This is a genomic window from Spirosoma pomorum (genome assembly GCF_054776615.1).
The window spans coordinates 914,472-932,157 of the sequence record NZ_BAAHBP010000001.1 but is presented as its reverse complement, the minus strand read 5'-3'; the positions used below and the strand labels follow the sequence as shown (position 1 = coordinate 932,157).

General features: G+C 53.0%; 16 protein-coding genes. 4 read left to right on the top strand and 12 right to left on the bottom strand.

The window, feature by feature from the left end; genetic code table 11:
- Positions 1-128: 128 nt before the first annotated feature.
- Complete coding sequence (locus ACYVAD_RS03885) at positions 129-1,337, bottom strand: PepSY-associated TM helix domain-containing protein (protein WP_461138143.1); 1,209 nt, start codon at positions 1,335-1,337, stop codon at positions 129-131.
- Positions 1,338-1,680: 343 nt separating this feature from the next.
- Here ACYVAD_RS03885 and ACYVAD_RS03880 point away from each other — a divergent pair, with 343 nt between their 5' ends.
- Genes ACYVAD_RS03880 through ACYVAD_RS03870 form a run of 3 tightly spaced genes read left to right on the top strand, consistent with a single transcriptional unit; the run spans position 1,681 to position 2,863 of the window.
- Positions 1,681-2,082, top strand: a complete 402-nt coding sequence (locus ACYVAD_RS03880; RefSeq protein WP_461138142.1) for an acyl-CoA thioesterase — start codon at positions 1,681-1,683, stop codon at positions 2,080-2,082.
- A 42-nt stretch (positions 2,083-2,124) separates the two neighbouring features.
- Positions 2,125-2,358 carry a cysteine-rich CWC family protein gene (locus ACYVAD_RS03875; protein ID WP_461138141.1) on the top strand — a complete coding sequence of 78 codons (234 nt, stop codon included), beginning with the start codon at positions 2,125-2,127 and terminating at the stop codon, positions 2,356-2,358.
- Positions 2,351-2,863 carry a PAS domain-containing protein gene (locus ACYVAD_RS03870; RefSeq protein WP_461138140.1) on the top strand — a complete coding sequence of 171 codons (513 nt, stop codon included), beginning with the start codon at positions 2,351-2,353 and terminating at the stop codon, positions 2,861-2,863. Before ACYVAD_RS03875 ends, ACYVAD_RS03870 begins: the two co-directional genes overlap by 8 nt.
- A gap of 353 nt (positions 2,864-3,216) precedes the next feature.
- On the opposite strand, the gene ACYVAD_RS03865 is transcribed toward ACYVAD_RS03870, so the two are convergent.
- The 11 genes from ACYVAD_RS03865 to ACYVAD_RS03815 form a co-directional block, all read right to left on the bottom strand.
- Entirely contained in the window at positions 3,217-3,864 is a 648-nt protein-coding gene (locus tag ACYVAD_RS03865) for an HmuY family protein (RefSeq protein ID WP_461138139.1), read from the bottom strand.
- Positions 3,865-3,891: 27 nt separating this feature from the next.
- The gene (locus ACYVAD_RS03860; protein WP_461138138.1) at positions 3,892-4,227 is read right to left on the bottom strand and encodes a DUF6686 family protein; all 336 of its coding nucleotides are present in this window, start codon (positions 4,225-4,227) and stop codon (positions 3,892-3,894) included.
- A gap of 16 nt (positions 4,228-4,243) precedes the next feature.
- Complete coding sequence (locus tag ACYVAD_RS03855; RefSeq protein WP_461138137.1) at positions 4,244-4,483, bottom strand: hypothetical protein; 240 nt, start codon at positions 4,481-4,483, stop codon at positions 4,244-4,246.
- A gap of 5 nt (positions 4,484-4,488) precedes the next feature.
- On the bottom strand, positions 4,489-6,582 hold the full coding sequence (locus tag ACYVAD_RS03850) for a TonB-dependent receptor plug domain-containing protein (RefSeq protein ID WP_461138136.1): 2,094 nt from the start codon (positions 6,580-6,582) through the stop codon (positions 4,489-4,491).
- A gap of 225 nt (positions 6,583-6,807) precedes the next feature.
- The gene (locus ACYVAD_RS03845; RefSeq protein ID WP_461138135.1) at positions 6,808-7,833 is read right to left on the bottom strand and encodes a hemin-degrading factor; all 1,026 of its coding nucleotides are present in this window, start codon (positions 7,831-7,833) and stop codon (positions 6,808-6,810) included.
- A gap of 4 nt (positions 7,834-7,837) precedes the next feature.
- Positions 7,838-8,680, bottom strand: coding sequence for a heme ABC transporter ATP-binding protein (locus ACYVAD_RS03840; RefSeq protein ID WP_461138134.1), 843 nt, complete (start codon positions 8,678-8,680; stop codon positions 7,838-7,840).
- Between the two features lie 3 nt (positions 8,681-8,683).
- The gene (locus ACYVAD_RS03835; protein WP_461138133.1) at positions 8,684-9,790 is read right to left on the bottom strand and encodes a FecCD family ABC transporter permease; all 1,107 of its coding nucleotides are present in this window, start codon (positions 9,788-9,790) and stop codon (positions 8,684-8,686) included.
- Between the two features lie 27 nt (positions 9,791-9,817).
- Complete coding sequence (locus ACYVAD_RS03830; protein ID WP_461138132.1) at positions 9,818-10,684, bottom strand: heme/hemin ABC transporter substrate-binding protein; 867 nt, start codon at positions 10,682-10,684, stop codon at positions 9,818-9,820.
- 191 nt (positions 10,685-10,875) lie between these two features.
- On the bottom strand, positions 10,876-14,019 hold the full coding sequence (locus tag ACYVAD_RS03825) for an efflux RND transporter permease subunit (protein ID WP_461138131.1): 3,144 nt from the start codon (positions 14,017-14,019) through the stop codon (positions 10,876-10,878).
- A gap of 117 nt (positions 14,020-14,136) precedes the next feature.
- On the bottom strand, positions 14,137-15,240 hold the full coding sequence (locus tag ACYVAD_RS03820; protein ID WP_461138130.1) for an efflux RND transporter periplasmic adaptor subunit: 1,104 nt from the start codon (positions 15,238-15,240) through the stop codon (positions 14,137-14,139).
- A gap of 123 nt (positions 15,241-15,363) precedes the next feature.
- Positions 15,364-16,698: a TolC family protein gene (locus ACYVAD_RS03815; protein ID WP_461138129.1), complete on the bottom strand. Its 1,335-nt coding sequence runs from the start codon at positions 16,696-16,698 to the stop codon at positions 15,364-15,366.
- A 298-nt stretch (positions 16,699-16,996) separates the two neighbouring features.
- Between ACYVAD_RS03815 and ACYVAD_RS03810 the strand changes: the two genes are divergently transcribed.
- Positions 16,997-17,686 carry a hypothetical protein gene (locus ACYVAD_RS03810; protein WP_461138128.1) on the top strand — a complete coding sequence of 230 codons (690 nt, stop codon included), beginning with the start codon at positions 16,997-16,999 and terminating at the stop codon, positions 17,684-17,686.

Here is a 17,686-nt window from a genome sequence, read left to right as displayed (position 1 = left end):
AGAGTTTTCTAGCCGAACGAGAAAGCAAGGACGGTATCCGAACAAGCTACTCAACCGTCAGCGCAGGACAACCTGATTAACGAAATAACAAAAAAGCGATCCAGAGATGAATCGCTTTTTTGTTGGCCTCAGGCACGATTTCGCGCCATGTACACTGGGGTTGGCTTGGGCGTAAGCTGCTTCGACAGGGCAGGGACTGAACGTTGCTGGATACTCTTCTTGGCTTTTCTACGGCGACCCCACCAGATCAGAAAACCCGTCACGGGTAGGCTGGCACAGATTAGACTGGCTAGAAAGGCCAGAATCTTACCGGGCAGGCCCCAGATCGCACCAACGTGCAGATCGTAATTCATTCGCCGTAATTTATCGGCAACACCAGCATCAGCGTAATTCCCAGTATAAGGTCCTGTGTTCTTAATTTCTTTCAGCGTGTGTTGATCGAAGTAATGGTAATCAACTTTGTAATACGTGCCAGGTCGGTAGTTTACGTACGAAAAGATTGATTCGGCGGGTAGCTTGGGGAACGAAATATTAATCCCCTGTTGGGTTGGGTTTTCCTGGCGTAGTTTTAGCCAGATCCGGTCCGCAGCCGTTGCCGTAGACGTAATAAGCGGGGTCGCGGTGGTGTCAGATGGGGGAATGACGTACGCCGGGGAGCCCTGTCCGCCTGTTGCTTTATACAAGCCTTCCGAAAACCACTGAAAGCCCCAGACCAGTCCCGTAATCGCAAACATGAGTCCAACAGCCAGCATGTAGAAGCCGAGGACGTTGTGCAGATCGTAGTTCTTTCGACGCCAGGCAGCATTCCACTTGACGCTGAAACGCTGCTTAGCTGCCGACTTATTTCTGGGCCACCAGAGGACCAAGCCGCTGATAAGCAGAAACAGGAAAATCAACGTAGCCGACGCCACAACAGGTTGACCTATAGTAGGCGGTAACCAAAGATAATAATGGCCATGCAGAATGAAGTGGAAAAAGTCTTCGTCTTCGCTCCATACTTTCAGGACTTCACCAGAATACGGATTCAGATAAACGACGTAATAATACTCCGGGTCGGCGTTGTAGAAACCCACGTCGACGCTGCGGCCCGGTTCATTATAGAGAACACCATTGGCTGTTTTGCCGGGCAGTGCCGCTTCGGCTTTAGCTTTGAGTACCGACGGTAGTAAGAGCTTACCATTGGCGGGGGCTTCGGCGAAACGATAAGGCTGCGTGATACTTTTGATCTCTTGTTCAAACGCCAGGATACAGCCCGTTATCGCTACGACGAATACGATTAGCCCCGAACTTAAGCCGAGCCAAAGGTGAAGTTTACCAATAAGTTGTTTACCCGTCATGGTCATAGAACAGTACCTGCCAGAAATGCTTATTAATAATTTAGACTAATTCTTAGCTACAAAGGTAAATGTCCTGTTTGTTTTTTTATGATTTCGTCTGAAAAATAGCTGCTCCCCAGGCGTAAGGTGCGTACGACACTCGTTCGGCAGGACCGATTGACCAGTGGGGAATAAGATCAGGGATGTATCGGTCGACTCGTATCCGTCGATGGAACTGCCACGCGCATTTGTACTGTTCCGGTATCCAAACGAAGCAGGCGAGTCGCGCGAACCCGTTAATTCCCGACTTTCGTAGGAATTGGCTACCAACCCAGAAGAGGGTTGGGGCTGGTGACAACTTTTTATGACACTCGAACAACGTATCCAGGCGGCAGAAACCCGCGTTTTTAAAGCCGTATTTCCCAGCACGACAAACCACTACGAAACCTTATTCGGTGGAGCAGCCATGCAGCTCATGGATGAGGTAGCGTTCATTGCCGCTACCCGGCTCTGCCGGAAACCAGTGGTGACGGTGTCGAGCGACCGGATTGACTTTAAAAAACCGATTCCTGCCGGAACGCTGATTGAGCTGATCAGCCGGATTGTGCGCGTGGGAACAACCAGTTTGCAGGTGGCCGTAGACGTTTATGTGGAGGAGATGTACAAGGATGGGCGCGAATTAGCCATCACTGGAACCTTTACGTTTGTGGCAATTGATAACAATAAGCAGCCGGTTCGGGTACTAAATGATATACCGGTAATTTAAGCCACCAGCCGTGTGCTGGTAGCTTCGTAAACTGGCACGATTATGGGCAAACATGCAGCCGAAGGATGTCCTCGATGCGGACAGATTTTCATCTGTAAAGTCAACTCAATTCTGAAATGCGATTGCATGCAGGTTCAGTTGACTTCACGGGAAGTGGATTATATCCGGGAGCTAACCGAATATGAGTATGACGGTAGTTGCCTGTGCCTGAATTGCCTCCTTGTCTTACAAGCGGATTATCGTTCTACTACTCAAGCTTCGGTGTATCATGTTTGATCTAAGCTCAGCTTCCTGGTGCGATACGTTTGCCGAACCGCCATCTCGGCCAACGCTGGCGAGTTTTGAATTTATTCCCCGGCCAGTTCGGCTGCCAGCTAGCTGCCAACCCGATTTTCAGCAGTTCATGCGCCTGGCGCACCGGGCGCAGTGGCAGTTCGACTATCGTCAGGTAGCGGCCTTTATGCATAATCCCCAACACGCCCTATTAGTGACCGATCTGGGGGGGCAAATACAGTTTATCAACCAGGGGTTTGTGACAATGACGGGCTACGATCGCGGAGATGTGTTGGGTCGCCGACCAGACTTCTTGCAGGGAACCGATACGTCGGCTGAAACCCGGCAGGCGATCCGGGACAGTTTGCGGTTGCAACAGCCTTTCGAAGGAAGCCTCATCAATTACCGCAAGAGTGGTGAGGCATACTGGTGTACTATTCAGATCACTCCGCTGTTTACGGCCGATAAAGAGCTCACGCATTTCATGGCTTTCGAATGGGAGAATTGAGCAATTTTGCGTAAAATTGCTCAATCGCTCCTCTTTCTAAAGATTTGATCATGAAATTGTTAACGGTGGCGTTGCTCATAGGCATCGTCCTCTTTCTTGTAGCAGTTATTCGCTATTATCGGCCGGTTTTTCGTCGGCAATGTCCGAACTGCAAACAGGACGTCAGCCTATTCAGAGCGCCCCGCCCGCGATTAATCAAAACTTTTTTGCCGTTTCTTCCCGTCAAAGGGTATCGGTGCATGGCTTGTATGCAAAATTTTGTTTTAGTCAGGCTTCGAAAATAACCGAATGCCTCCACACCCACGAATGCCCAGTTGCCATAATGGTGGTCGGGCATTCGTGGGTGTGGAGGTTTAGTTAAGCGTTTTGCTGCCGTTTGGCTGGTAGACGTAACGGAATGTATAGTATCGGCCGGTGCTGGTGGCCGTTGGCGTCGCGGGCGCCCCGCGATAGTAGCTCAGGATTTCTACTTTAGCGTATCTACCATCCCCCGTACGGATAACAAGCACTCTACCCGGAATTGGCGTAATGATGGTGTTAGCGTAGTTATACCAGCCGTTGCCCGAACCCGTCGGAATCGCTAGTTGCGATGCGCTTTGATCGGTGGCAAACGTAGCGCTTTCGGGAATGGTCGTTAGTGCATCGAACGTACCGGAATGAACGTAAGCACCGCCCTGGCCGGAGCGAATGGCTCCGCCATTCACAATAATATTCGTGGCCCGAACCCCAATATCCCAACGATTGCTGGCCGAATCGGAATTAGCCACGATGGTACTATCGCTCAGGCGATAGAGCGTGTATTTGTTCGTGGCAACCGCCGGTTGTGTAGCGGTCGTGGAAGTACCCGTTGTGGAAACGGGAGCGGCTGTCGGATCGGCGGGTAGATTACGTACCGTGCGCGACTGAACGGGAACGGCCGGTGTAGTCGCGTCGTCGGAACAGCTTGTTAAAGCAGCGATTGACAAGGCAGCAAACCAGAGGGCGTTTTTAAGCGAAAGCATACTAGAGATTGACTATTGAACAAAGGATTAATTGACAGATTTTGATAGGTTTTCCCGCCAGTGCAGTTGCACAACGGCGTTGCCCAGCAGACCACGTAGCTCCGCGAGTTCGTCGGGTGAGAAGCTAAAGAACAGATGCGGTGACGACGTTTTCAGATGAATCCGCTCCTCATCGGCGTATTGCTGAAAATAGGTGTTGATGTCGATGTGTCGCACGACCCACTCCAGGTGCAGTAAGTCTTCGTGGGGCAGCCACTGTGTGATGTTGTTGAACTGAAACGAAATGGGATGTGTGTGGGCAGGAACATATTGGGTAATCCGTCCCCGGAGCGACGTCGCGAGAATTTGACAGGCGTTGTTCATAACGAGTTGGCTGGTTTTAGTTCGGTTGGATACTGATCAGTTGACAACTCAGTCCGGCTTTCGTCAGCACCCGGATAATGGCCTGGGGATCGATTTCTGGCTGATTATCCGTACCAGAATCGATTCGCAGGAGACAATCTTTGTCTTCCAGATCCAGGCTCCACCGACAGACGCTCCGGAGCGTACACAAGCGGCAGGCCGCCCGGTGCGCTCGCTGACTGGTGTTGATGTCGGTGCGGAAGAGTAAAACACGCATAGCCATTAAGATTTGGGTTGAAGTGTCCAGCGAAGCGAAGCGTACCACAGTCGCCCGGCCAGATTCGGAATGTATTGCGGATCGGTATGGCCTAGTAGATTGTCGACACCCAGTTGGAGCAGGAAGGCGTTCATTCGTTTGCTGACGGCAGCGTTCCACAATGTGTACCCCTGTACGTATTCGTTGTCGGCATCTAGCACGACGTTGCCATTGCGGTCGGCAAACCCATAACGGCCCCGGTAGATACCGCGCAGGTTGGCTGACAGACCCTGTTTGGGCAGTTCGTAAAAGACTTTTACGTTGGCCATGTGCCGCGAACGGTTATATAGCCCGCCGTAGTCACTGCGTTTAACCAGAGTAGTGATCAGCGTATTTGGGTCGCGTTTGTAAAGCGTACCGGCCTTAATCTGATCCAGTACGGACTGGTCCAGCGCCTGTAGATACTGATAACCGCCACTGATCGTCAACTTGCCCGTGCCGATGGTTAGCCGGTACTGACCTTCCAGTTCGGCGCCTTGCGTAACGACCCGGCTGAGGTTGAGGTAACTGAATACGCTCTGGCCGTTGGTTTTTAAGGCTACAGCCTGGGTTTCGATCAGGTCGCGGATGTTGTTACGGAACAGATTCAGGCTGAACGTAACAGGCAGATTGTATTTACGGTCGAGGTTGGCCACTAGCCCCAGGTTATAAGCCAGCGAGCTTTCGGCCCGGATGTTCGAAAAACGCGCCGGGTCGGCCAATACTTCCGCAATCTGTCCGGCCTGTTGTAGCCGCGCCAGACTATTAACCAGCTCCTGCGTCCCGAAGACGCTGTAGCCAACAACACCGTTATCAAAATTGAGGTATAGCTGCCGGAAGTCCGGGGCCTTGAAACCAACCCCTACGCTAGCCCGTAGCGCCAGCGTAGGGGAGAGTTCGTATCGCGCCGACACTTTGGGACTAAACTGGCTGGCGTACTGCGAGTGCGCATCGTAACGTCCGCCAACAATAACATCCCAGCGGCTGGTGAGGAGCCACTCGTACTGAAAGTATGCGTACTTGTCGTTGAAGCGCTTCAACTCGGTATAGCGGGTGGCGTTGACGCTCTCGACCAGGTAACCCGCGCCGAGAGTTAGTATCTGTTTCTGGCCAATATATCGATCCACCTGAATCTCTGGCCGGTTGAAGGTCTGCTGGAAATAACTCTGATCGTACCCCTCGCCGGTACGCTGATACGTTAAATCAGATTCCGTGCGGTAGCGTGTCTGGTAATAACGATACGTAATTTTCCAGCGATCCGACGGGCGGTGCGTCAGGACCGGATTAAAATTCCAGTCGAGTACTTTACCCAAACCCGTAATGATGTCATCTGTTACGTCGTAGCGATTATTCTGATTTTCGGTAAAGTAGCGTCCCGATATACTTAGTTTAAGTTTACTGCTTAGATCGGCGGTGAACCGTCCACTGACCGTATGATTCAGAAACGGCGAAACCGTTTGGCCCGCGGTTTCGGGTGTCAGGTCATACCCTGCCGACTGGTAGCGGTTAGCAAAAGCATACAGCCCAATTTTACCGCTCTTGAGGCTAACGTCACCCGTTAGGTCGCTGGTCTGGTTGGCACCGTAGCGCGCCGACAGCGAGCCCATTGTCCGGCTGGCGTTATCGGTAATGATATTGACGACGCCAGCCAGCGCTTCGGAGCCGTACAGGCTGGACGACGGCCCCTTGACAATTTCGATTTGCTTGATGTTTCCAACGGCCAGCCGGGTCAGATCGAGCGTGCCGGCGGTACGTCCCACCAGGGGTTCGCCATCCAGGAGAATCATGGTGTATTCGGGGCCAAATCCCTGTATCTGAACCCCCTGTCCGTGGTCGGTTACCAGCGCTAGCCCCGTCTGTTCTCGCAGGACGTCGTTGAGCCGCAACGAGCCCATCTGCTGAATCTGCGCCTTATTAATGACCGTTACCGGCATCGGAGGGGAACCCATTGGTCGTTCAGTACGCGTCGCTGTTACGATGACTTCGTTCAGTGCGCGCCCTCTCAGACTATCGACCCGCTGACCCGTTGAGTCGGCTTGTTGAAACGCCAGAAAACAGCTAAGCACATACAGGGGTATCATGTTTATTTAGTTTAATTCTAAGAAAAAGGCTGTATTATGACATAGAATTATCTGCCAAGACCACCCCCCGACCCCCTCCTATAAAATTAGGAGGGGGAGATTAAAGGGTTATTTATGCATATTCCCCTCCTAATTTTATAGGAGGGGTTAGGGGTGGTACTAGATCCCACTTGCAGGATTAGACTTCAGGGAAATCATAAATTTAAGTCTAGCTGGAATGACTACTTATTCTGCCAATTCGGCCACAACGTCGCGCCAGGCCTGAAGCTCTGGTTTGCCCGGTTTGCGTTTGCCGAAGATGAGCGCGATCTGATTGCCAGCGGCATCGAACAACTCCAGACTGGTTACTACGCCATCGGCCGTTGGTTTTTTGACGACCCAGGCCGATGCTACATGGTCTTCGCGTAGGTGCAGGTTGAATTGGGGATCGAGTACGTTAAACCACGGACCCATCGGTGCCAGCTTGTGCACCGGTCCGGTGTGAATCTGGATACAGCCCCGGCTACTGACGAAAATCATGATCGACAGATCTGTTTCCGCAGCCTTGGCAAAAACCTGTTTTACGGCTTCCATCGTCGTAGGCAGGGCGTGTCCTTCTGGTGCCAGTCGCATCGCTTGTAGCCGGGCCACATTGTGTTTGCGCAACAGGCCAAAGAATTCGTGCGTGTCCTGTAAACTTAGCCAGCCTTGTTGAAAGGCCTCTACGTCGATGCTGTTATCGGCCGCCACAACAGGGGGTTCAGGGCTTGGCTCAATCACCAGATCGCCTGACTGATCGGCGGCTTTAAACGCAGCGACCAGCGCATCGTAAGCCGCCTGGTTGCTCTGATCGGTCAGGTAAATCTTGTGAACTGCTTCGCCGTCGCCAGCAAAAAACTGAAGACTCTGGCGGCCATTTTCGGAAACGGCAAAGCCGTGTTTCCAGTACATCATAAACAGCCTTAGGTCGATGTCTTCGCCTAGTACGAGCCCCATATGGCCGTTGAATGATACGTTCAAATACTCGCCTTTACGTTCGTGAACCACACTGTCGTTACGGGTCAGCGCCATGACGTAGCCCAGCGTAGGTACCTGTTTGAGCAGCTCTCGGAAATCGCCGTCGATCCGCGTCACGGTGTTGCCAATGGACGTAGCGACCAGCTCAGCTTCGCTAACGCCCAGTTGAGTGGCTGCGTCACGGATGCGTGACTTTGGGTTCTCGGCTTTAAAAGCCGCGTATTGATTTTTTAGGTCTACTGTGGTTGGAGTCATGTGATTAGGCTGTTTGAGTCGAGAAAAAGTGGGTTACTTTTCGTTGATCAGGAATAACGATAGGATAACTGAGTGATGGTTCATCGACCACCTGAACAGCCAGCCCGAACGTATCCATGATAGCATTCGGAGTCAACACCATTGCCGGTGTTCCTAACGCCAGTTGTTTCCCTTCCTTAAGCAGCAATACCTGATCGGCATACTGCATAATCAAATTCAGGTCGTGCAGAATGGCGACTATGCCGAAGCCCCGGCTGGTCAGATGGCGCGCCAAGTCGAGTAGGCTATGCTGAAAATAAAGATCAAGTCCGGTGGTTGGTTCATCTAACAGCAAATAACGGCTGGCTAAAGTCGGTGCTGGCTGTCTATCCAGATCGTCGGTTGTCATCAACTGAGCCAGGACTTTGGCCAGGTAAACGCGCTGCTGTTCCCCACCCGACAGCGTGGGAACGGAGCGATCTGTCAGATGATCAATCGCCGTCAGCTCCTGAACGTATGCAGCAATGGCTTCGTCGACAGGGCCGGGCTGACCGCTGAAGTGCGGGTACCGACCCATCATAACTAGTTCATGCACCTGAAACGGGAACGCCAGCGGATTTTGCTGCGCCAGCACCGCCCGCCGACGTGCCAGATCCAGGGCGCTGTAGCTGGGCAACGACTTTTCGTCCAAAAGAACCTGACCACTTGTCGGTGTTAGTTCGCGACTCAGGGTTTTGAGCAAGGTAGATTTACCAGCCCCGTTGGCTCCGGCGATGGCCACAAACTCACCCGGCCGGGCACGTAGTGATACGTTAGCAAGCAATTGCTTGCGGCCGAGCTGATACGTAATATGACGCGCTTCCAGCATAAGTTAAACGCTTCCGGTCGATTTACTGGTGATAAGAATGTACAGAAACAGGGGTGTTCCCAGCATAGCCGTGATGATACCGATGGGTAATTCGGCAGGGGCAACGATGGTACGCGACAGCAGATCAGCTAGGGTCAGGATAATGGCGCCCAGCAAAGCCGAAGCCGGTAAAACCCGCCGGTGATCGGCGCCCGCCATCAGCCGGATCAGGTGCGGAATTACCAGACCGACAAAGCCAATAACGCCCGAAATAGCGACGGCTACCCCGACGCCCAGCGTCGACAGTAAGATCACTCTCCGTTTGAGTTGGGTGGCGTTGACGCCCAGGTGTCCCGCTTGGCTTTCGCCGAGGGCAAAGGCGTTCAGGGCTTTGCCCAGGCGGGGCAGGAGTAAAACGGGAAGCAACAGAAAAGGCGCGGCTACCGTAATGGTTTCCCAGGTAGCACCACCCAGACTGCCCAGCCCCCAGAACGTAATGGATCGTAACTGTGCGTCGTCGGCGAGGTACGTCATCAGTCCGGTCAGCGCTCCCGATAAGGCATTAATGGCAATTCCCGCCAGCAGCATCGTTGCGACCACGGCTTTTCCGCCCTGACGAGAGAGTTGGTACACCAGAAACGTCGTGATCGTTGCGCCAACGAAAGCTGCAATAGACAGCATGTATAGACCCAGCTGGGGCGGTATACTTTGCGCCAGTTTGACCTGGAACATGATGGTGAGCACGGCAAACAGCGAGGCCCCCGACGAAATACCAATCAGGCCTGGATCGGCCAGCGGGTTCCGGAACAAACCCTGCAACGACGCCCCAGAAACGCCCAGGACTGCGCCAATCAGCACGCCCATGAGTACACGGGGTAATCGAATGACGGTTAATACGGTCTCCTGTTGCGGCTCAACCACCTGGCTGGATAAACCCAGCTGACGTAATAGAATGGTGACGACGTCGGGCACGGCAATCGGCATAGCTCCAACGCCCACCGACCAGATGACAACCGCCAGCAGTGCAATCGACAGCGCCCCCATCAACCACCAGCCACGCGCCCGAGACCGGCGAGTCGAGGGTTTAGGGCGCTGCGTAGCGGTAGGTGGTTCGTGAATGGTGGATAACATGGGGTAGGGCTGGGCTAGTCGAACGTATTATTTAGTCATGCTTAGTTCTGCCGTCAGTTTTTGGCTCAGCTGCTGCACCGCCTGGCCCAGTCGTGGGCTAAAACCCGTCAGTAGCTGGCCATCCATTTCGATGACGTTTCGATTCCGGCCGGCGTTGGTCTGCGCAACACCGGGCACCTTCAGTAGGCCATTGATGCCGCCCAGGCTTTCCAGGCCACTGGTAAATAGCAGAATTACGTCCGGGTTAGCCGCTAGCAGCGCTTCTGGTGTCAACGGCTTGAAGCTGGTGAAACCGGAAGCGGCATTGGTACCGCCCGCCAGCTTAATGATGTTTTCAACGGGTGTGTCCTGTCCGGCAACCATGAGTGTTCCGGCTCCTCGGGCGTAGATGAATAGGACTTTCTTTGCCTGAGCTGGCTTCCGGACTTTCGCCATATCGGCGTCGATTTTCTTGCATAGAGCAGGCGCTTTGGCGGTTAAGCCGAATGTAGCGGCTACTTTGTTGATAAGGTCTTTAGCACCAGCAACGCTGTATGTCTGATCGAAAAATACTGTTTTTACACCTGCACTCTGAAATTGCTGAATCACCTCGGGCTTTATATCCATACCGCCATTGGTTTTGGTGCCAATGATGATCGTAGGCCGGAGTGCCAGAACCGCTTCGGCGCCGATGTTCCGGTTGTGGCCCACTTTCGGACTCTTGGCCATGGCTTCGGGATACGTACTGGTTACGTCGGTACCCACGATCTGACTTTGTAAGCCTAATTCACAGAGAATTTCCGTAACCGTACCGTTCAGCGAAACGATCCGCTGACTGGATTGGGCCTGGCTCCGTGTTGGGAAACCGCCAACAAAAACTACCAACACGAGCAGGATATAAGCCGATCTGAACATACGTCAGTGTTAGATTTATTTAGAATAAATTTAAATAATGTACAAAGGAAGTACTTGTTTCTGTGCAGTCATTTACGGAATCGGGATTATTTACTTACGCAAAACGGAGTGAAGCATACAAAAGGGAGGAGGCCATCGAGTCAGCGTTTTGAATACTGACCCGATGGCCTCCTCCCTTTTGTAAGTAGTGCCTAAACCCGCCGGGCTGGATTCGACTGCGCAAATCGTCGGGCTTCTTCTTTCCGTTCCCGACGGCTGTAAATCAGTTCGTAGGTAACAGGCAGAATCAGCAGGGAGAGTACCGTACAGGTCATCAGTCCACCGATCATGACGGTAGCCAGAGGTTTCTGGGTTTCGGAGCCGATGCCAGTTGAGAGAGCAGCCGGTAACAGACCCAGCGAGGCCATCAGGGCCGTCATCACCACCGGTCGAACCCGCGTCTGGGCGCCTTCGCGCACGGCTTCCAGCAGCGGTACGTTATTATGCAGATTTTCCTTAAATCGGTTGATCAGGATAACCCCATCCTGCACCGATACGCCGAATAAGCAGATAAAGCCAACCCCCGCTGAGATACTGAAGTTGATCCCCGTGATCCAGAGTGCCAGCATGCCCCCGATGAGCGCAAACGGTACGTTTAGGATGATCAGCGTGGCGTCAATGGCACTGCCAAACGTAAAGAGCAAAATCAGGAAAATAACCGTGATACTGATCGGTACGACGATAGCCAATTGCCGTTCGGCGCGGGTTTGGTTTTCAAATTCACCCGCCCAACGCATCTGGAAGCCCTGTGGTAGCTTCACCTGCTGGGCCACTTTTTTCTGTGCTTCGTCGATGGTGCTACCCAAATCACGGCCCCGTACCGAGAATTTAATGGCGATGAAGCGGGCATTATTCTCCCGATAGATAAACGCTGGTCCCGACCGGATGCCGATGTATGCCAATTCCTTCAGCGGAATCTTACTGCCCGAACGCGTGGGTACCAGCAGGTTTTCAATCAGCTCGGGTGAGTAGCGGAACTGCTCGCCGTAGCGTACTTTGACGTCGAACCGGCGTTCGCCTTCGTAATACTGCGTGACGGTTTTCCCCCCAATGGCCGTTTCGATAACGGACTGGGCTACGTCGGTAGGAACGTTGTAAAGCGCCAGTTTCTGCTGGTCGAGCTCAATCCGGAACTCAGGCTGACCGAGGTTGCGGAAGACACCCAGATCGCTTACACCCTGAATCTTGCTCATGACGTTATACACTTTCGTCGCTTCCTTATCCAGCACGTTCAAGTCCTGGCCGATAATTTTAATGGCCATCGATCCTTTTACGCCCGAAACGGCTTCTTCTACGTTGTCGGAAATAGGCTGCGAGAAGTTGAATGATACCCCTTTAAAGCGGGCCAGCTTCTGCTGCATTTCGGCGATCAGTTCATCTTTTGTGATCTCACGTTTCCATTCCTCTTTGGGGTAGAGATCCACGAAAAACTCGTTGTTAAAGAAGCCAGTTGGATCGGTTCCATCGTTGGGACGGCCCGTCTGTGAGATTACCCCGCGTACCTCCGGAAACTCGTCGAAGATCGCCCGGAATTTACGGGTGTACGCGTAACTCTCGTCCAGCGATACGGAGTAGGGGAGGCTGGCCCGGACGTAGATCGAACCTTCGTTCAACTGCGGCAGGAACTCGGAACCGATGTGGAACACGAAGAGATAGATTGAGAACGCCAGTGAACCCAACGCAATACCAATGATGGCTTTCGGTTTCCGAACGGCCCAGTTCAGCGCTGGGATGTACCCTTTTTCCAGCCCTTCGACAATAGGATTATGCCGTTCCCGGACGTTCTTCTTCAGCAGGATGCTACACAGCAGCGGAATCAGCGTCAGGCTGACGATAAGTGACCCCAGCAGGGCGAAACCAATCGTCCAGGCCAGTGGACTAAACAATTTTCCCTCTACCTTCTGGAAAGTGAAAATCGGGAGCAGGGCCGTGATGATGATGATCTTGGACGTAAAGATGGATTTGCCCAGTTCCGTGGCGGTGGAAGCAATCCAGCTTAGTTTGGCCCGACCGTTGAATTTCATCATGCCTGTGTGCTCGGCCCGGACGGCCAGCATCACGAACAATCCTTCCACCATTACCACCGCGCCGTCGATAATGATCCCAAAGTCGAGTGCCCCGATACTGAGCAGGTTAGCTGTCATGCCCCGAAGGCGCAGGCAGATGAAGGCGAACAGCAGCGCCAGTGGAATAACGATGGCCACCGTGAGCGTCGTCCGCCAGTCGGCCAGGAAGACTAGTAGAATGACCGTGACCAGGAAAATCCCCATGCCAACGTTTTCACCCACGGTGTGAAGGGTATAGTTGTTGAGCGTGGTTCGGTCGTAGAAGGTCTTGATCTTGACGTCTTTCGGCAGAATCTGATTATTCAGTTCGTCGATTTTGGCCTTCAGCGCTGGGATAACATCGTTGGGGTTTTCGCCCTTACGCATCACGACGATACACTCCACTACGTCCTCCTGCTTGTCGCGACCAACGATTCCCAGCCGAGGCTGGAAGCCCTCCCGCACAGTACCGACGTCGCGCACCCGGATTGGAGCCCCATTTACGTTGTCGATGATAATGCCCGCTACGTCCTCGGGTTTGGTCAGCAGACCGATTCCCCGAACCACCAACGCCTGGTTACCCTGCTTGATGACATCCCCACCCACGTTGATGTTGCTTTTGCTGATGGCATCGTCTACGTCGAGGGCTGTAAAACCGTAGTTGGCCAGCAGGGTTGGATTCAGGCTGACCTCGATGGTTTTGACCTTACCACCGAAGCTAACCACGTCGGCAATACCCGGTACGCTTTTGATCTGGCGTTCGATGACCCAGTCCTGCAGTGTTTTTAACTCCGTAATGTCTTTGGTTTTACTCTCCAGCGTAAAGCGGTAAATCTCGCCGGTGGGGCCATAGGGCGGCTGAATTTCGGCTGCGACACCATCCGGCAGGTCAACGCCCGAAATGCGGTTCGCTACGTTGGTCTGCGCCGTGAAATTATCGACGCCATCCTCGAAGATCATCGTTACGACCGAGAGCCCAAACAGCGATACCGAGCGTAGGGTGCTTTTGCGCGGTACCGAGTTTAATTCGGTCTCGAGGGGTAACGTAACGAAGCGCTCTACTTCTTCGGCCGAACGGCCGGGCCACTGCGTAATGACAATGACGTTGGTATTTGTTACGTCGGGAAAGGTCTCGACGGGGGTATTTAGAAAGCTCACGACACCTGCCACGACGATCAGCGCAATACCGAAGAAAACGGCAAAGCGATTCGTCAATGCAAAGGTGATGATGCTGCGAATGAACTTGTTCATAATATCAATGAGTGATTGTGCGAATGAGTGATTGAGTGAATGAATAGGTTGGTAGCGTTAGCTATTCACCGCACCGGCGGCCCGGTCATTCGCGCAATCACTCATTCACTGATTGAATCAGTCTGTTAAGTCGTTGTACAACAGCAGACTTCCTTCCGTGACGACGATGTCGCCGGGTTTGAGGTTGCCGCCAGTGACAAAGGCGTAACGGGTTGTGTTTTTGAGCACTTTCACCTCGCGGGCTTCGTATTTGTCGCGTCCAGTCTGGACGATGACGTAGTAGCGATCACGGTCAAACACGACGGCTTTCTGAGCCACGGCCAGGGCCTGATCGGAGCCGGGGGTGCTGCGGTTGGGCAGGTGAACATGAATCGTTGCGAACATATCAGGCTTGAGCAGCCCGTCGGGGTTGTCCAGCACGATCCGAACTTTCAGGACGCGGGCCTGCTCGTCCAGGACGCTGCTGACGTTGCTGATGGTACCCCGAAATGTTTTGTTCGGGTAGGCCAGGACCTGAATGTCGACCGATTCGCCCTGTTTCACCTCAGGAATGTCTTCTTCGTAGACGTTGGCCAGTACCCAGATTTTTTGTAGGCTCGAAATCGTGTACAGCGGGTTCTGATTGTCGGAACGCAGATCCTGTCCGGCGTTGACGTTTTTCTCTACGATGTAACCCGCGATCGGTGCTTTGACTGAGAAATAGGGCTGCCCCGTTCCGGCCGTACTACCGCCGTAAACCCGCAGAATATTGGCCGATCGCCCCAGTTCTTCCTGCGCTTTTTTCAGGTTGTTTTTCGCAGTTAAAAAGTCGGTCTGCGAGGCAAATCCGGCTTTGAACTGTGCTTCGGTGTTCTTGAAGTTCTGCTGGGCAACTTCCAGGTCCGATTTGTCAGCCTGGTAGTCGTTGGTGTAATTCGAGATATCCCCCGAGCGGATCAGGGCCAGGTCCTGCCCTTTTTGTACGTAAGCGCCCAGGGTTGCCGTCGTTTTCTCGACGTTTCCACTGACGAGCGGAAATACCCGGACGACATTATCCTGGTCGAACGTAACGGTACCGTTTAATGTCAGTTCGTCTTCGGGATTCATCCGCCGAACCGAGTCGGTCAGGAAGCTACTGGACGAATCGGCGGCTGACGTAGGCGCTTGTTCTTCTTTTTTTTCAGAATGGCCACAGGCGGCCAACGCAAGGCCAATGAGTAAAACAAAAGGGAGTTGTCGCATATGATAATGAGTGACTGAGCGAAAGAATGAAAGAGCGAACGAGTGAGCAACAGGCTGGTAATCTGAAATTGTACCTGTCAGAGCGGATCGTGTCGCTCTTTCGCTCAGTCATTCTTTCACTCTTTAGAAAAATTTTGTGTTGGTGGTGAAGTTCAGTAACTGCTGCGACTGGAACAGATTGTTGCGCAGGTTGATCAGGTTAAGCTGGGCCTGCTGATACGTCCGGATCTTGTCGAGGTAATCGAGCAGGCCAATCGCGCGGGCATTGTAGCTACGGGTGGCCTCCACCGAAATGTTCTGAATTCGGGCGATGTAGTCGGCGGGCAGCGTGTTGTACAGGTTGTAGTACGTATTCAGCTTCTCGTAGGCATTCAGTACGTCGCTTTGTACGATTGTCTGCTGATTATCCGTACCAGCCTGAGCGCTTTTCAGGTTGAATTCTGCTGCTCTGATCGCGCCCTGATTCCGGTTACGAATGGGCAGGTCCATCGACGTGTACAAGCCCGTAAAGTTGTTGAAGGCATTACCGTACTTGTCGAAGATGAATCCCGCCGTGAGGTCGGGCGTACGGCGCGCTTTTTCGAGCGTCAGGCTGCGCTGCGCGTAGTTGACCTGTTCCTGCGCAATGGCCGCATCCGGGCGGTTGGCCAGGGCCGAGTCGATGGCTACGTTAATCTGGGGAAGGGCCAACGTGACAACCGGAACGTCGGTCGGCAGAATAAAACGGTTACCCGTCTGCCGCAACAAGACCCGAAGCGTTGCCTGCTCATCCGCAATCTGGCCCTGGTAGTCGGCAATATTGGCCCGTAGATCACGCAAAGCCGCTTCCAGACGAGTAACTTCATAGGGTGCAACCCCGCCCGTCCGCTGGGCAATCCGGTACGATTCGATCAGCTGCCCCTGGCGAACTTCCTCGTCGCGAAGCAGGGCAGTCGCTTGCAAATCATAATACAGGTTGGCGTAGGTCGTGTACAACTGGTAACGTAACGTCCGCAGAACGTCCCGGAAAGCCAGACTAGCCAGGTTGCGATTGCTTTCGGCGACAGCCACCAGCTTGCTTCGTTTTCCGGCCAGCATCAGCAGCTGCTGGACCTGGATGGTCATACCGCCTTTATTGAACTGGCTGTTGGCCATGTCGGCGGCTGAGTTCTGTCCGTACTGAAAGAATTTACCCGTCTGCGGGTTGAAGAAGTTGGTCTGGAAAAAAACGTTCGGGTTGTAGCGCAGACCGGCCTGGACAATATTCGCTTCGGCAACGTTAACCTGGTATTTCTGCGCTAACAGCTGAAAATTACGTTCCAAAAACTGCGCGTCCAGCTGCGACAAGGATTGACGGAGGGTATCTGGCGCCGGGTTTGAGATTGGTGGAGCGGTTTGCGCGTGTAGCGCCGGTACGAGAAAAAGCCAGCTTAGCAGCACACCCAGCCAACGATGGGTGGTTATTGATCGATTATACATTGTGGTGGAACAGACAGTGTGTTAAAACTGAGTAACCTGATTAATTGGGCCGCAAATTGTGAGCCGCTTGTTAACACATGGTTAAAGCTTTATTAAGTGATTCTTAAAATAGTCATAAACGCTCAGTTTTTCATTGAGTATATATGCTTAATCGTTCTCGGGTCGGAACCGTTCTGGCGCTTAATTTAAAGTGGATTAAAAGTTAGCTGGGGCCATTTTGAGGAACGCCTGATAACTGAATTGTACTGTTCCGAGTTATCCAGGAATTATGATTGCCGCTGCACTAGTTGTCCTGTCAATGCTAACATCCCTGGATAGCCTACCAACTCCTGATACGGCTATGATTCGACCAGCGGGTGCGCTGCCTGCTAACCGTCTGATCCCGGCCTTTAACCTCGACTTTCGGGATTCATTCGTTCAGAAACAACACGTTAATATTTGGGGCGTCAACGCTGGCATTGAATTTGGTGCCAAACGGCACCAGCTTACGTTGGGCTATTACTGGCTTACGTACGCTACGTACCTGCGGCTGATCAACTGGCGACGCGATGCCGCCCGGCGCATCAATCTGGATTATTACACCCAAACCGACCTGTGGTTTATCAGTCTGCTATACTGGCATAATTTCATCAACAACCGACGCTGGATGATTAGCCTGCCGGTGGAAGTAGGCGGTGGAGTTGCCTACGCCATTCCGCACGATCTTCGGCAGGACATACAGATCGACCGTACTCGGCGCAGTTTTTTCGTGCCCGCCCAAATAGGCGCTTACGCCCAGTGGAAGGCAACCCGCTGGGTTGGCCTGAGCGCCCAGGTTGGCTACCGCTATTCCGTCTTTCAAACGACTATTGATCAGCATTTCAACGGAACGTATTACAGCGTGGGGGCTACTGTATACCCGGCGTTGCTAACCGACCTATGGCGGTTTTTTACCAAAAAAGACCGTATTTCCCCATTGCATCCGCCCCAGCCCCGGTTGTCGAACTAA

What these genes read in the sequence shown, in the direction of transcription:
- ACYVAD_RS03885 (WP_461138143.1), bottom strand. Translation starts at nt 1,337, where the DNA reads ATGACGGGTAAACAACTTATTGGTAAACTTCACCTTTGGCTCGGCTTA.
- ACYVAD_RS03880 (WP_461138142.1), top strand. Translation starts at nt 1,681, where the DNA reads ATGACACTCGAACAACGTATCCAGGCGGCAGAAACCCGCGTTTTTAAA.
- ACYVAD_RS03875 (WP_461138141.1), top strand. Translation starts at nt 2,125, where the DNA reads ATGGGCAAACATGCAGCCGAAGGATGTCCTCGATGCGGACAGATTTTC.
- ACYVAD_RS03870 (WP_461138140.1), top strand. Translation starts at nt 2,351, where the DNA reads ATGTTTGATCTAAGCTCAGCTTCCTGGTGCGATACGTTTGCCGAACCG.
- ACYVAD_RS03865 (WP_461138139.1), bottom strand. Translation starts at nt 3,864, where the DNA reads ATGCTTTCGCTTAAAAACGCCCTCTGGTTTGCTGCCTTGTCAATCGCT.
- ACYVAD_RS03860 (WP_461138138.1), bottom strand. Translation starts at nt 4,227, where the DNA reads ATGAACAACGCCTGTCAAATTCTCGCGACGTCGCTCCGGGGACGGATT.
- ACYVAD_RS03855 (WP_461138137.1), bottom strand. Translation starts at nt 4,483, where the DNA reads ATGCGTGTTTTACTCTTCCGCACCGACATCAACACCAGTCAGCGAGCG.
- ACYVAD_RS03850 (WP_461138136.1), bottom strand. Translation starts at nt 6,582, where the DNA reads ATGATACCCCTGTATGTGCTTAGCTGTTTTCTGGCGTTTCAACAAGCC.
- ACYVAD_RS03845 (WP_461138135.1), bottom strand. Translation starts at nt 7,833, where the DNA reads ATGACTCCAACCACAGTAGACCTAAAAAATCAATACGCGGCTTTTAAA.
- ACYVAD_RS03840 (WP_461138134.1), bottom strand. Translation starts at nt 8,680, where the DNA reads ATGCTGGAAGCGCGTCATATTACGTATCAGCTCGGCCGCAAGCAATTG.
- ACYVAD_RS03835 (WP_461138133.1), bottom strand. Translation starts at nt 9,790, where the DNA reads ATGTTATCCACCATTCACGAACCACCTACCGCTACGCAGCGCCCTAAA.
- ACYVAD_RS03830 (WP_461138132.1), bottom strand. Translation starts at nt 10,684, where the DNA reads ATGTTCAGATCGGCTTATATCCTGCTCGTGTTGGTAGTTTTTGTTGGC.
- ACYVAD_RS03825 (WP_461138131.1), bottom strand. Translation starts at nt 14,019, where the DNA reads ATGAACAAGTTCATTCGCAGCATCATCACCTTTGCATTGACGAATCGC.
- ACYVAD_RS03820 (WP_461138130.1), bottom strand. Translation starts at nt 15,240, where the DNA reads ATGCGACAACTCCCTTTTGTTTTACTCATTGGCCTTGCGTTGGCCGCC.
- ACYVAD_RS03815 (WP_461138129.1), bottom strand. Translation starts at nt 16,698, where the DNA reads ATGTATAATCGATCAATAACCACCCATCGTTGGCTGGGTGTGCTGCTA.
- ACYVAD_RS03810 (WP_461138128.1), top strand. Translation starts at nt 16,997, where the DNA reads ATGCTAACATCCCTGGATAGCCTACCAACTCCTGATACGGCTATGATT.